This window comes from Paenibacillus piscarius (assembly GCF_022234545.1).
Taxonomy (GTDB): domain Bacteria; phylum Bacillota; class Bacilli; order Paenibacillales; family Paenibacillaceae; genus Paenibacillus_AQ; species Paenibacillus_AQ piscarius.
In genome coordinates, this window is sequence record NZ_JAIEUI010000001.1 from 726,271 (window position 1) to 741,203 (window position 14,933).

The following is a 14,933-nucleotide window of genomic DNA, read 5'->3' on the forward strand; positions in this document are numbered from 1 at the left end:
CGTGGACCTGTTATTTGCCGACCTGCTTCAGATGAGCATTACGGGCAGCTTGTGCATCCTGGTTGTGATCTCGGCCAGGCTGCTGCTCCGCAAGGCTCCGACCATCTATTCTTATGCCCTGTGGTCTATCGTCCTGTTCCGGCTAATCTGCCCGTTCACGTTCGAGAGCCCGCTCAGCTTCATTCCGGCAGATGCGCTGCGGCTTCCGCTTACGGCTTCTCAAGCAGCAATACCGGAATTTCCCGGAACCTTCCAGGCTCCCCTGGTGCAAGCACTGGAACCGGCCGTACAGACTCCGGCGGCTTCTGGAGAGGCTGCCGGAAGTCCTGATTCCAGTTCCCTGTGGGTTAAGGTTATCCAGTATGTCTGGCTGGCCGGGATGGGGGTTATGATTATGCATAGTGTATTCGCCATAATCCGGCTAAAGCGCGACCTGAAGGATGCTGTGCATATTTCCGGCAATCTGTATGAGACCGGACGGATCTCGACCCCGTTTGTAATGGGGGTGCTGAAGCCGCGGATTTATCTCCCTGCCGGTCTGCAGGAGCAGGAGAAGGTGTATATTATCAAGCATGAGCAGGTGCATATCCGCAGGCTGGACCCTCTGATCAAGCTGATTGCTTTTGCTGTACTCTGTGTTCATTGGTTGAATCCGCTGGTCTGGCTGGCCTACTACCTGATGTGCGAGGACATGGAGAAGTCCTGCGATGAGAGCGTCATCCGGCAGCTCGGCAGCGGCATCAAGCAGGATTATTCGCTGTCGCTGCTCGCACTGTCTTCTGGAAGACGGTTTAGCTACCGTACTCCGCTTGCTTTTGGGGAGCATGGCACGAAAGGGCGCATCCGCAATATTCTGCATTACCGCAAGCCGGGAGTGTGGACGATTCTGCTCTGCATTACAGCAGTCGCAGCGCTCGCTGCAGGCTTGCTTGGCAATCCCAAGCGGCAGGCAGACCAGGCGGAACGGGAGTACGCCCGGCAATTCATTGAGTCTGCAACCGGTGAAGCAGCTACCGAAGATTTCAATGCTGCCCCGGAGAGCCGTTTAACGGGCTATGTGACAGGCCTTGCCATAGAGACCGAGACTCTAAGCTTCGATCAGGTGGAGTGGTTGACGATGGAGGATTCAGACCGTTTTGCCGCCCTGAATATTAGCGAGGAGGATTTGCCTGGCGGGTTCTATATTCTCAATAAATATGAAATTAACGATCCGTACAAGGTCACTGCGGAAACGGAGTATAAGCTTATAGACCGGGAACAGCCGGGCAGCTTGAAAAGCGTCAGCAAACAGGAGTTCATAGCCTACTTCAAGCCGCTAGCCGGTAACGCACCCCCATGTACAATTACAGTACGCAATGGTACGGTGACCAGCATCACAGAGGTATATGTGCCGTAAATATCAAATTTTAAAGAGTTAAGGGTTGACGCCAGCTCACTTCGCGTGTAACATATGAACAGTCGTCAACAGGCAATGATCCATAATTCCATACAGTTCTCGTATAACCCCGCAGCCATTGTCAGATGGCACAGGGCGGGGGTTTCTACAGGAAGCCTACTCTTCCTAACTACGATGATAAGGACCAGATTTCAGCGGTCCCTGTCCCGGAGTTAGGAATTTTTGCGTATAACGGTCCTTGACGCATCATTCATTCAGATCAGAAGATTCAGGAGGCATCATCCACATGAAAGATATGAAATACTTGCTCTCCGTCCTTATAGGCGCGATGAGCTACGGCATTCTGTCCACCATTGTTGTATTGGCCTACGGGCAAGGCTACAAGCTGGGAGAAGTCGTTGGTACCCAATTACTTACCGGGTGTATTCTCGCCTGGCTGCTGGCGCTGTACACCAAGCTCAGAGCAACCCGCAAGCAGCGCAGCGCTGTGAGTTCAGGCGTGTCAGCCAAGCCTGCTCCAGCCCGGCTGACCTGGAAGCACCGGCTGCTGTTGATGCTTGCAGGCGCACCGACCGTAGTTACCGGTCTGCTGTACTACCAGTCGCTGCGTTATATCCCGGCTTCGCTGGCCATTATTCTGCTGTTCCAATTTACTTGGATCAGCGTGCTGATTCAGGCCGTGAGCAAGCGTCAGCGTCCCGACCGGATCACTGTGCTGACGCTGATCCTGCTGTTCGGCGGCACCCTGCTGGCAGCCGGAATCCTGAACCAGGGCGCGGCAGAGTTCAATCTGCTGGGGCTGATGCTCGGCCTGCTGTCGGCTGTCAGCTATTCCATGTTCATTATCTTCAGCGGCAAGGCCGTCCCGTCCGCGCATCCGGCCTACCGGAGCGCCTGGATGGTGACCGGCGGAATGCTGCTGCTGTTCATAATGTTCCCGCCGTATTTCCTGTTTAACGGTCTGCTGTGGAGCCAGCTGCTGCTGTTCGGCTTCCTGCTCGGCTTGTTCGGCGCCTTCATTCCGCCGGTCCTGTTCGCCATCGGAGTGCCGCATATCGGCGGCGGCATGGCGGGGATTCTCGGCGCGGCCGAGCTGCCGGTCGCTGTGCTGCTGTCCTCGTTCGTGCTGCATGAGCAGGTGAGCCTGCTCCAGTGGACGGGTGTCGTTCTGGTGCTGCTGGGCGTGGTCCTGCCGGAGCTGTATAAGCTGCGGTGGGGGAATGCCCGGAGTGTGCGTTCATCCTCCGTCTGAGTTCAGGCGGCGGGAAGAGGAGTGTTCCCTGTAAATGAGGGGAGCCCTCCTCTTTTTTTTGCCTGCTCAACATATTTGAAAGCGCAAACATTTTCTTATTGCCAAAACGTTAATTGAGTGCTATTCTGAATTTGGGATTGTTACTGCAAAGGCAAAACCCAAAACATGGTCACGTGTTTTGGGTTTTGCCTTTTCTTTTTAATTCGGGGTGAAGGAGGGCAGAGGATTGATTATCGAGAAGATTTTCAATAACAATGCCATAATTGCCAAGGATTCCGGCAGCGATGAACTGGTGGTGATGGGGCGCGGCATCGGGTTCAAGAAGAGCCCGGGTGACCCGGTGGATGTGTCCCTGATTGAGAAGACATTTGTACTTAAGCATAATGAGGCGTCGGAGCGGTTCAAGGCCCTCATGGCAGATGCGCCGGCCGAATATGTGGCCTTAAGCTACGACATCATCGAGTATGCCAAGCAAACTCTGAAGGCACGCCTAAGCGATTATATCTATGTGACGCTGACCGATCATCTAACCCATGCGCTGAGGCTGCATGATCAGGGAGTCCGTAATGAGAATCCGCTGCTCTGGGAGATCCAGCGCTGCTATCCCAAGGAGTATGCAGTCGCGAAGCATGCCATGGGAATGATTGAGCAATACACCCGTATCCGCCTGCCGGAGGATGAAGCCGGGAATATTGCCCTGCATCTGATCAACGCGCAGATGAACAGCTCCGGGAACAAGATTGCCGACCTGACCAGGCAGACCCAGCAGATTGATGACATTCTCAATATTGTTAAGTATTCGTATAACAACGAAATTGATGAGAGAACAGTCAGCTATGAACGCTTCATTACCCATCTGCGGTATTTCTTTCAGCGCTCGCGCAATCAAGAGCCGGTGGAGCAGGTGGACGATTTTCTGCTGAAGCAGGTGAAGGTCAAATACAGGAAGGCGTATAGCTGTGTGCTCAAGATTGAGAAGTATCTGGGGGTGAAGCTCCGGGATGAGGAGATGCTGTATCTGACGATTCACATCCAGCGGGTGACACAGCGGCAAACTGAATAGATTTCCATTTGGATTGTTACTGGTCATGCAGGCGAAACCAAATCAGGCAGAAGGCTGCCGGTTTTGGTTTCGTCTTTTTATGTTCATTCATTAAGAATAGGGAGGGCTTATTGTGAAGTATGAGACATTATCCAAAGAGATTATCAAGCATGTCGGAGGCAAAGAGAACATTAACGGACTCACCCACTGTATCACCCGCCTGCGCTTCAAGCTGAAGAATGAGGCCCTGGCGAATACGGAGACGCTCAAGAATATGGACGGCATTGTTACCGTCATTCAGAGCGGCGGCCAGTACCAGGTTGTGATCGGCAATCATGTCCCTGAGGTCTATGCCCAGGTGATGGCGGCGGGCGGCTTCCAGGAAGGGGCAGCAGAAGCCGATTCCACCGAGAAAATGAGTCTGTTCAACCGCTTCATCGATATCATCTCCGGGGTCTTCTCGCCAACCCTCGGCGTACTGGCCGCGACCGGGATGATCAAGGGCTTCACCGCCCTGTTCCTGACCCTCGGACTATTCACGAAGACTTCGGGCACGTATCAGATTTTGAATGCGCTCGGGGACTGCCTGTTCTACTTCTTCCCGATCTTCCTCGGTTATACGTCAGCGAAGAAATTCGGGTCCAACATCTTCATCGGCATGGCCATCGGGGCAACGCTGGTGTATCCGTCCTTTAGCAGCATTACGGCGGGCGGGGAGCCGCTGTATACCCTTTTTAGCGGAACAATCTTTGAATCTCCGGTGTATATCACCTTCCTGGGGATTCCGGTCATCCTGATGTCCTATACCTCAAGTGTCATTCCGATTATTATCTCCACTTACATTGGCTCCAAGCTGGAAGGCTTCTTCAAAAAAGTCATCCCCAGCGTAGTCCGTACCTTCCTTGTTCCGTTCTCTACCCTGCTGGTTACGGTGCCGCTGGCGCTGATCGCCATCGGTCCCGTCTCTACCTGGGCCGGACAGCTGCTGGGACAGGGAACCTTGTTCCTCTATAACTTAAGCCCTGTCATTGAAGGGCTGCTGGTAGGCGCGTTCTGGCAGGTCTTCGTCATCTTCGGGCTGCACTGGGGTCTGGTGCCGATTGCGCTCAACAATATGGCTGTGCTGAAATCGGATCCGATTCTGGCGGCTTCGTTCGGGGCTTCTTTTGCCCAGACCGGTGCGGTACTGGCGATTCTGCTGCGCACGAAGAACGTCAAGCTGAAGTCCTTGTCGGTTCCGGCGATCATCTCCGGCATCTTCGGGGTGACGGAGCCTGCCATCTACGGGGTGACGCTGCCGCGCAAGAAGCCGTTCGTGTTAAGCTGTGTCGCTGCGGCAGTCGGGGGCGGGATTGTAGGTCTGATGGGAACTAAAGGCTATATTCTCGGCGGCTTAGGGATCTTCGGGATTCCCAGCTATATCAGCCCCGAGGGGATGGATAAAGGCTTTTACGGTGCGATTGCCGCGATTGTGATCAGCTTCATCCTGGGCTTCCTGCTCGTCTTCTTCTCCGGCTTCAAGGATGAGGAAACGGCAGAGAGCCGGAGCACAGGGACCCGGCAGGGGAATCTGGTGAAGCAGGAGATGGTGGCCAGTCCGTTGAAGGGGCAGGTTCGGGCGTTATCCGAGCTGACAGATGAAGCATTCTCCACAGGGGCAATGGGCAAGGGCATCGCGATTGAACCGGTCGAAGGCAAGGTCTATTCACCTGTAGACGGAGTACTGACCACCTTGTTCGCCTCCGGCCATGCGATCGGCATTACCAGCAGCAACGGGGTTGATATTCTGATCCATGTCGGCAAGGATACAGTCAAATTGAAGGGCAAATATTTCACCCCCAGAGCCAAGCAGGGCGATACAGTCACCAAAGGCCAGCTCCTGATGGAATTCGATGCTGCAGCCATCAGAGAAGCGGGTTACACGCTGACTACACCTGTCATTATCTCCAACTCCGGCGATGTGCTGGATGTCATTGAGACCGACCAGAAGAACATTGATTACCGGGAAAAGCTGCTGACCGTCATGATCTGATCCGTTCATGCTTAACCAATCATAAGGAGGAACTATTATGAATAAGAACAACAGAACATTTCCCGAAGGCTTCCTGTGGGGAGGCGCAACAGCGGCCAATCAGCTGGAGGGGGGCTATAATGCAGGCGGCAAAGGCTTAAGCACGGCGGATATGATGACAGCCGGAACGCATACTGTATCCCGCAGAATCACTCCGGTGCTAGAAGCGGGGGCGCATTATCCGAGCCATGAAGCAATAGATTTCTATCACCGGTATGAAGAGGACATCGCGCTGTTTGCCGAAATGGGCTTCAAGGTGTTCCGGCTGTCGATCGCCTGGTCACGGATCTTCCCGAACGGGGATGATGGGGAGCCGAACGAAGAGGGGCTGAAGTTCTATGACCGCGTCTTCGCCGAGCTGCGTAAGCACGGAATCGAGCCGCTGGTGACGATCTCTCACTATGAAGCTCCTTACCATCTGGCTGAAGCCTACAACGGATGGGCGGACCGGAGAACGATTGATTTCTATGTCCGTTACTGTGAGGTCATCTTCAACCGCTACAAGGATACTGTGAAGTACTGGCTGACCTTCAACGAGATTAATATTCTCACGATGCCGTTCGGGGCCTACATGGCTGGAGCAATGATACCGCAGGGCAATACGGAGCTGTTTGGAGCAGGTATGGTGGACAATGAGCAGTCAAGATACCAGGCGCTTCATCACCAGTTCATTGCCAGTGCGAGAGCGGTGAAGCTGGGACACGGGATTAACCCTGATTTTCGTATCGGCTGCATGATTGCCTACATGTGCTCTTATCCGCTGACCTGTAACCCCGAGGATGTGCTGCTGGCCCAGCAAAAGGATAATCTGAGCAATTTCCTCTGCTCGGATGTTCAGGTCCGGGGAGTTTATCCGGGCTTCGCCAGACGCTACTTCCGGGAAAAGCAGATTGAGCTGCAGATGGAGGAAGGCGACGAGCAGATTCTCAAGGAAGGCTGTGTGGACTTCTACACCTGCAGCTATTATTCCTCCACCTGCGTCAGCGCCAGCCCGGATCAGGAAGCGATTGGAGGCAATATGTCGCTGGGCCTGAAGAACCCTTATCTGCAGGCCAGCGCCTGGGAATGGCAGTTTGACCCGCAGGGCCTGCGGTGGTCGCTGAATAACGTCTACAACCGTTACGGGATTCCGGTGATGGTGGTGGAGAATGGCCTTGGCGCAGTGGATACTGTGGAGGCAGACGGTTCGATCCACGACAGCTACCGGATCGACTATTTGCGGGAGCATATCCGGGCGATGGGCGAGGCCCTGGAAGACGGTGTGGACCTGATCGGCTACACCCCGTGGGGCTGCATCGATCTGGTCAGTGCCGGAACCGGAGAGATGAAGAAGCGCTACGGATTCATCTACGTCGATAAGGACAACGACGGCAAGGGAACCCTGGACAGATCGCGGAAGGACAGCTTCTACTGGTATCAGCGGGTGATTGGCAGCAATGGGGCTGTGCTGGATTAATCTTTATAGTGCCGAATCCATTTTTGATGATGAAGGCTGTTTCAGTTCGGAATCCCTGGCGGTAAAAGGATAATAAAAAACCGTTAAAGGGGAATTCCTATGATCATCAAAGGGATCGAGAATATGGATGGCGGCAATATCATGAGCCAGATTCAGCAGGGCGGCAAATTTGTGGTGTACACCTATTGCTTCTCTATCATTCTGGTAACCTTCAGACGCAGCTCCAACATCTACTTCATCCGGGCCGATGAGGGCTCCGTTAAGAAAGGACTGAAGTACACCCTGTTTACGCTGCTGCTGGGCTGGTGGGGAATTCCTTGGGGGCCGATCTATTCCATTGGTGCACTTATCACTAACTTCAGAGGGGGCAAAGACATTACGAATGAAGTATTAGCCTCCCTGGCGGGCCAACAGGCGCAATAACCACTTAATTATCTATAGCACCTTATAATATGTTATAATGAATATCTTATTGCATATTAACAAGAATTGAGGTCGCCATAGGATGAAAGTGAAAATTAACCGTAATGCCGCCAAGGTATTGAAAGAGATGCTGAATAGCCCGGAGGCGGAAGGCAAGAAGATCCGCGTGGTCATCACCCAGAATCACGGAGACCATGGACACTATGATGTCACTCTGGATACACCAACGGAGCACGATGAAGTGGTCGCTACCGATAAGGATATCGAGGTTCTGCTCGATACACGCGAGCCGCTGCTGGACGGCGTATGGATTCAGTATTTCTATGTGCCGCAGGAAGGCTTCTTCATCACGAACCCGTCTACCGGGTTCCTGGAGAAATAAGCAGCAAAAGCGTATGATCTGAGTTGCCGAAGGACGGCACTGTCTAACCAGCTGATTAAGGCTGGTAGGATGGTGCCGTTTTTTTGCTGCCGGATTTTTGGAGAATCGAATATGGAGCCGGGTTAGCATATATAAATGAGAATGTATGTTCCTTTTATCATATGAAAACCCAATTTAATGGAATATAATTATATGAGATAAGCTTATGAGCTTGAATGGGGAGGCGACAGATATATCGATACCACATGATGAAGCATTTAAGAAGCTGCTGGAGACGTTTTTTCAGGAATTTATTGAGCTGTTCTTTCCTGAGCTGAATGCTATGCTCGACTATAGTGAGACCCGGTTTCTGATGCAGGAATTGCTGGTGGACATTGTCGGCGAAGAGGCGCGGGAGCTGGATCTGCTGCTGGAGACCCGCTACAAAGGGCTGGACGGCTATATTCTGATTCACCTGGAGCCGCAATCGTACAAGGATCATGAATTTCGCCAAAGAATGTTTATCTATTTCAGCCGCCTATTCGAGCGCTACCGCAAAGATCATAAGCTGATTATCCCTATTGCGATTTTCACCTCGGATGAGGTTAGAGAGGAACAGGACACGCTGGAGATGTCCATCCCGGAACACAACATTCTGCGCTTCCAGTTTCTTAAGGTGGAGCTGCGCAAGCAGAACTGGCGCCGGTTCATCGATTCGGATAATGCGGTGGCTGCTGCGTTATTGGCGAAGATGGGGTATACTACAAGAGAAGCGAGAGACGTGCGCCGGGAATTCCTGCGGATGTTCATGAAGCTGAGAGCGCGGCTGGATCAAGGCAGATTGGCATTGATTATGTCAGTAGCGGATCTGTACTTCAAGCCGGACCGTGCACAGGATGAGGAAATTCTAAGAGAATTAATTGATCACTACCCGGAGGAGGGAGAAGTCATTATGGAACTCATGCCAGCTTGGAAGCGTTGGGGATATGAAGAGGGTATTGCGGAAGGTATGGAGAAAGGTATGGAGAAAGGTATGCAGAAAGGCCAGGCGGAGATTATCCGTAAACTGCTGCTCAACGGATTTTCTCCCGAGGCGGTATCCAAAGCCGTTGAATTGCCGCTGGATGAAATTAAAAAGCTGATGTGACTTTGAATACAGACCCGGGGCGAAGCTGCCCTGGGTCTTTTTTAGAATAGGAATTTATATGTTTGTGGTTATTTTGTGATGGGCTATTTTTCAGGAATATTATGTTATCCCGTCCTTAAAGTCGTTGCAAAAGTATGCATTATCGTTGATTGGCTATACTTAGCCGGGCCTTGATTTTTGATTATACTGTTGTTGTAAGCGATTACACACATATTGCTGGGGGGAAATGCTAGTGAATAAGAAAAAAGCAATGACACTGATGTCCAGTATTCTGATGATCTCTCTGCTTAGCGCTTGCGGAGGCGGTAACGGTAACGCCGGTGGGAACGCACCGGAGCCGCAGGCCTCAGCCGCTGCAACTGAAGCAGCCGGAACTAATCAGCCAGCCACGGATTCCGGCGCAGTGGATACATCCCAGCCTGTCACCCTGAAGATGATCTTCGTAGGACCGAAGCCGGTCGATTATGACCAGGTATTCGGAGAGATCAATAAGAAGCTGAAGGAGAAAATCAATGCGACCTTGGAAGGCGAGTTCCTGGACTGGTCGGACTGGGCGCAGAAATATCCGCTGAAGCTGGCGGCTAACGAGGATTTCGATATGATCTATGCCGCCAACTGGGCGGGATATAACGATCAGGCGCTCAAAGGCGGATTCCTGGAGCTGACCGATGAGATGCTTCAGAAGTACACTCCGATGACCTGGAAGGCCATGCCAGAGGTAGGCTGGGGCCAGGCGAAGGTGAACGGTAAGCTCTATATGGTGCCTCAGAACCGCGGAGAGACGGTAGAGAAGCTGATTCTGTATCGTGAGGATCTGCGCAAGAAATACAATCTGCCGGAGATCAACAGCCCGGAATCGTATGCGAATTATCTCAAGACTGTAGCCGAGAAGGAGAAGGGCATCACACCGTTCGTGCCGGAGACCGGGGACTGGAAGCTGCATAATCTGGACCGGATTCTCCTGAAGCAGCAGACCGAATGGAATCTGTTCGACCTGGATCTGCCGATGGGCTTCAAGCTGGACGATCCAACCGGCAAGGTATTCAACTTATATGAGACTCCTGAATTCAAGGAGCTTGTCTACTACTATAAGGATCTGGCTGAGCACAACGCCTGGTCGAAGAGTGCGCTGAACAGCAAGCTGGACCACCAGCAGGAATTCAAGGCAGGCAAGGCTGCCTCCATCACCCACAACCTGGGTACACTTGGGGCTCTGATAACCGATATGCGGGAGAAGAACTCCCCGTATGAGCTGGCTCTGGCCGATATCAACCCGGATAAGAAAAAATCCGTTGCCGTCTCTACACAGAACGGCGTAGCGATTCACTCTACCTCCAAGAACCCGGAACGGGCGCTGATGATGATTGATCTGCTCCAGAACGATAAGGAACTGCATGATCTGGTCATGAACGGCATTACGGCTGTGCATTATAATCCGGTCGGTGATGACAAGTTCACGAATGCCGAGAAGAATGCCAACTACACCGGCTTCTCCAATTGGGGCTTCAACTCGCCGCTGAACCGGGATAACGCTTCCTTCCCGGCAGAAGCCACTACGCTGACTGACAAATGGGAAGGTGAGGTCTATCACTATCCGCTGGAGACCTTTGTCTTCGATAACAGCAAGGTGAAGACTGAGGTCGCCAACGTCGGTAACGTGATGCTGCAATACGGCATTCCGCTGGAATATGGTACAGTGAAGGATGTAGATGCCGGTCTGGCTAAGCTCCAGCAGCAGGTGAAGGCTGCCGGAATCGATACGATCATCGCAGAGGTCCAGCGGCAGATTGATGAATTCCTGGCGAAGTCAGGGCAATAGATTAGCCCAATCTCAATATATCGTACCATCAAAAAAAGCAGCGGTTCTCCGTAAATGGAGAGCCGCTGCTTTTAATTCTTTTGCCGAGTTCATCTGCTGTTCATCTTGCCGTCACTCTGGGGACATTTTGGCAGGCTATGCTGTCTTTAGCGCCGAATCAGGCGGAGGACAAGGCCGCACTGGCTGTTGTGCCCAAAGGAAGTCTCGCTTAATGCCGCTCTCTATGGAAACTCCGCATTGGTAGAGGCAAAGATTACCCCGGCAGGGGAACTGTCTGTAGCAGCTATCGGCATGCCGGACAGTGCTGTACAGAAGTATACGTACACAGCAGACGGCTATGTGTTGAGAAAAAGCGGGCAGGCGGGGGAGCACTCTCCTGCTTGTTTGTGCGGAAACGATGCGGAAGACAGTATGAATGAGAACGGTTATCAATTATAATGACAGTAACCGGTATATGACTAAACGGAATTTAATATAAACGGAGAACTGAGATGAATCTGAATGATCATATGAAGTGGTGGAGCCATGCATCGGTCAAAATCATGGATATCCGCAGCGGGAGCCTTCCGGCAGGCTCGGAAATCCCGCATTACCGGCTGCCGTCCAGCGCCTTTCTGTATGCTGTTCAGGGACAGGCGCTGGTACATCTGGATGAGCTGAGAGTCACCTTGGGGCGCAATCAGCTGGCGCATGGCGGACGGGGAGCTGTACTTGCAGTGCGGGCGGAGGAGGCTTTTGAATACCTGCTTGTGCTCTATAAGGCAGTGCTGATGCTGCCCCCGTCCAGCATTGTCATGCATTTGGAACGGGAGAATCCTACCCGGCTTCAATACACCTTCGGCCCGTCTTATCCGGTGGAGCTGCTGACAAGGCTGGAACAGATGCATTCCGGGTGGCTTACCGCTGATCCGCTGCAGCATATCTATGTAAGGTCGCTGTTCCTGCAATTCGTTCATGAACTGTTATGGCAGATGAAGCAGCAGGGGATTCAGCCGGTCCAGCCGGATTTGCTGGTTCAGGTGCTGAGGTATATGGAGGAGCATTACAGGGAGCAGCTTACGCTGGTTACTCTGGCAGAACGGTTTGATTGCAGCGTAAGCTTCTTGAGCAAGCTGTTCTCAAGCCGGCTGCAGGCCAGCCCCATCCGTGTGCTGACCCGAATCCGCATGGATAAGGCGGCACATGATCTGCTGCACACGGAGCTTAGCCTGCAGGAGATCGCTGAGCGGACAGGTTACCCGGATGCCCACACCTTCAGCCGTAACTTCAAGAGACAGTTTGGCATGCCTCCGGTACAGTTCAAACTGAAATTCAGAACAGAGGATGGTGTACGAGAATTGCCTGCTGCTTATCCGAGAATTGCCCTTGTGGACCCCGAGCCCGGATGCTATAGTAACCCAAGAGCTGAGAATCATTATCATTCGTATCTTAAAGGGGGATTACCTGTGTTAAAAAGAAACAGGGGGGCATCTTTGGCTGCAGCAGCCTTATTCATATGTGTCACCTTACTGTTAAGCGCTTGTTCCGGCGCGGCAACACCAGCAAATGGCAGTGTAAACGGCAGCCCTTCGGCGCAGCCGACGGCAGCGGCCAGCCAGGATACTGCGGGGAGCAGCACAGATGCAGGACAAGCAGCGGCAGCAACCAAAATCTACAGAGACAGTAATGGAGACGTAACCATTCCAGCGAATCCGCAACGGATCATTGACCTGACCGGCAGTGCCATCGGCAATTTGCTGGTGCTCGGAGTGAAGCCGGTCGCCGCCGCCGATGATTCACTGAAGAATCCTTTTCATGAAGGACGGCTGGACCACATTGTGAATATCGGCAAGGATCCGAATGCGGAGGCGATTCTGAAGCTGGATCCTGATCTGATTCTTATGTTTGACTATATGGAAGACGCTCAGTACGAGCAGCTCTCGAAGATCGCCCCGGTGGTCAGACTGAAGTACGGCGGGGGAACACCGCAGGACCTGCTGCTGGAATTCGGCAAAATTACCGGCAAAGAGGCCGAGGCACAGCAATGGATTGATTCGTGGAATGCGAAGATCGCCGAAGTGAAGCCGAAAATCGCTGAAGTGGTTGGTGATAAAACCGTGTCGATTCTCCAGCCGTATGCGAAGGGCATCTATGCCTGGGGCGACAAAGGCGGAAGAGGCGGTGAAATTCTATATAGGGATCTTGGCCTGAAAGCGCCGGAGATTGTCCGCACCACCCTGATTGACGGAGAAGGCTTCGGCGGAGACCTGTCGTTAGAATTGCTGCCGGAGTATGCCGGAGATTATATTTTCACCAGCAATTGGGGCTGGGATGACGGGGATGCGAATGTCGTCTATGACAGTGAGATCTGGAAGTCTCTTCCCGCAGTGAAGAATGGTCAGGTCTATTTCATTGATGAGAAGGGCTCCTTCTACAACGATCCGATCTCGCTGGAGGCACAACTTGATTTCATTACGAAAAGTCTGCTGAAGACAGCACCGTAAGGCTGGAGGTCCGGGTAAAATAATTCGTTGATAGGGTTGTGAAGATCAGTAATCTCGTGGAGAGAATGCTGGTCTTCTTTGCTGATCTGCTGCGGCTTGGCAACTTAATTGTTTACATTTGGTGTGATGTATATATACTTAACTTTTGAAGGATTCATCATCTCGGGGTTACCCGGCAAGGGAGGATTACAGTAAATATGACTTCACCAATTAGAGTAGGTATTGTCGGTTACGGAAATTTGGGTAAGGGGGTACAGCAGGCGATTGCGCAGAATCCTGACATGGAGCTGGTCGCCATCTTCACCCGCAGAGAGCCGCAGCAGCTCGCTGAGATTACAGGCACAGTAACAGAGCATATCTCCGCAGCTGAAGAGTATATAGGCAAAATTGATGTAATGATTCTGTGCGGCGGCTCTGCAACTGACCTGCCTGAGCAGACCCCGCAGCTGGCCCGGTGGTTCAATACCGTTGACAGCTTCGACACCCATGCCAAAATTCCCGAATTCTTCACAGCTGTGGACAAGTCCGCACAGGAAGGCGGCTCAGTCAGCGTCATCTCCACGGGCTGGGACCCGGGAATGTTCTCGATGAACCGCCTGCTCATGCAGTCCATCCTGCCGGTCGGCGAGGATTATACGTTCTGGGGCACCGGGGTCAGCCAGGGGCATTCGGATGCGATCCGCCGTGTTCCAGGCGTGAAGGCTGGCGTGCAATACACCATCCCTGTGCAGGAGGTTATTGACAGCATCCGCGGAGGCGAGACGCCGCAGCTGTCTACCCGTGAGAAGCACCGCCGCGAGTGCTACGTGGTAGCTGAAGAAGGGGCTGACCGCGAAGCCATTACCCGGAGCATTGTGGAGATGCCGAATTATTTCGCTGATTATGATACAACCGTCAACTTCGTATCGGCTGAAGAGCTGGCTGCGAAGCACTCCGGGATGCCGCATGGCGGCTTCGTCATCCGCAGCGGAGTGACCGGAAGCGGCAGCAAGCAGATTGCCGAATTCGGGCTGAAGCTGGACAGCAACCCGGAATTCACCGCCAGTGTGCTGGCCGCCTATGCCCGTGCAGCGGTCCGCCTGAAGCGTGAAGGCCACACCGGTGCCAAGACGGTGTTCGACATCCCGCTCGGCCACCTGTCGCCGAGATCGGCTGAGGAGCTGCGGCGCGAGCTCCTGTAGGAAAGGTGTGTGAGGGCAGCTCTTAAGGGGCTGCCCTTTGTGCTGTATCGCCGAGCAGCGGCTGGCCTGATAGAGGGATATCCAAAGGGATAAATCCCTCTGGTGAGCCGCGAAGTGGGTTGGAGGGTGATGTCAAAGGGATAAATCCCTCAGATGGCGCAGGAAGTAGGCTATAAGGTGAAATCAAAGGGATAAATCCCTCAAGTGGCGCTGGAAGTGGGCTGGAGGATGAGATCAAAGGGATAAATCCCGCAGGTGCGGGCGGCAGTGGCTTGAGAGCGGAAACAAACTTGAACTTACTG

11 protein-coding genes are annotated in these 14,933 nt (G+C 53.0%); all 11 read left to right on the plus strand.

Annotated features, from left to right (window positions below; genetic code table 11):
* The first annotated feature begins 1 nt into the window (after position 1).
* On the plus strand, positions 2–1,396 hold the full coding sequence (locus K1558_RS03325) for a M56 family metallopeptidase (protein ID WP_238649931.1): 1,395 nt from the start codon (positions 2–4) through the stop codon (positions 1,394–1,396).
* A gap of 295 nt (positions 1,397–1,691) precedes the next feature.
* Entirely contained in the window at positions 1,692–2,648 is a 957-nt protein-coding gene (locus tag K1558_RS03330) for an EamA family transporter (protein WP_238650023.1), read from the plus strand.
* A 226-nt stretch (positions 2,649–2,874) separates the two neighbouring features.
* Positions 2,875–3,711 (plus strand): BglG family transcription antiterminator LicT, encoded by an 837-nt coding sequence (licT, locus tag K1558_RS03335; RefSeq protein WP_238649932.1) that lies wholly within the window; start codon positions 2,875–2,877, stop codon positions 3,709–3,711.
* A 112-nt stretch (positions 3,712–3,823) separates the two neighbouring features.
* On the plus strand, positions 3,824–5,722 hold the full coding sequence (locus tag K1558_RS03340; protein ID WP_238649933.1) for a beta-glucoside-specific PTS transporter subunit IIABC: 1,899 nt from the start codon (positions 3,824–3,826) through the stop codon (positions 5,720–5,722).
* Between the two features lie 37 nt (positions 5,723–5,759).
* Positions 5,760–7,217 (plus strand): glycoside hydrolase family 1 protein, encoded by a 1,458-nt coding sequence (locus K1558_RS03345; protein WP_238649934.1) that lies wholly within the window; start codon positions 5,760–5,762, stop codon positions 7,215–7,217.
* Between the two features lie 99 nt (positions 7,218–7,316).
* Entirely contained in the window at positions 7,317–7,640 is a 324-nt protein-coding gene (locus K1558_RS03350) for a hypothetical protein (protein WP_238649935.1), read from the plus strand.
* Between the two features lie 82 nt (positions 7,641–7,722).
* On the plus strand, positions 7,723–8,022 hold the full coding sequence (locus tag K1558_RS03355; RefSeq protein ID WP_238649936.1) for an iron-sulfur cluster assembly accessory protein: 300 nt from the start codon (positions 7,723–7,725) through the stop codon (positions 8,020–8,022).
* 205 nt (positions 8,023–8,227) lie between these two features.
* Positions 8,228–9,148, plus strand: a complete 921-nt coding sequence (locus K1558_RS03360) for an Rpn family recombination-promoting nuclease/putative transposase (RefSeq protein ID WP_238649937.1) — start codon at positions 8,228–8,230, stop codon at positions 9,146–9,148.
* A gap of 226 nt (positions 9,149–9,374) precedes the next feature.
* Positions 9,375–10,967, plus strand: coding sequence for an ABC transporter substrate-binding protein (locus K1558_RS03365; protein WP_238649938.1), 1,593 nt, complete (start codon positions 9,375–9,377; stop codon positions 10,965–10,967).
* Between the two features lie 491 nt (positions 10,968–11,458).
* On the plus strand, positions 11,459–13,450 hold the full coding sequence (locus K1558_RS03370) for an ABC transporter substrate-binding protein (RefSeq protein ID WP_238649939.1): 1,992 nt from the start codon (positions 11,459–11,461) through the stop codon (positions 13,448–13,450).
* A 197-nt stretch (positions 13,451–13,647) separates the two neighbouring features.
* Positions 13,648–14,631 carry a diaminopimelate dehydrogenase gene (locus K1558_RS03375; protein ID WP_238649940.1) on the plus strand — a complete coding sequence of 328 codons (984 nt, stop codon included), beginning with the start codon at positions 13,648–13,650 and terminating at the stop codon, positions 14,629–14,631.
* Positions 14,632–14,933: the final 302 nt, after the last annotated feature.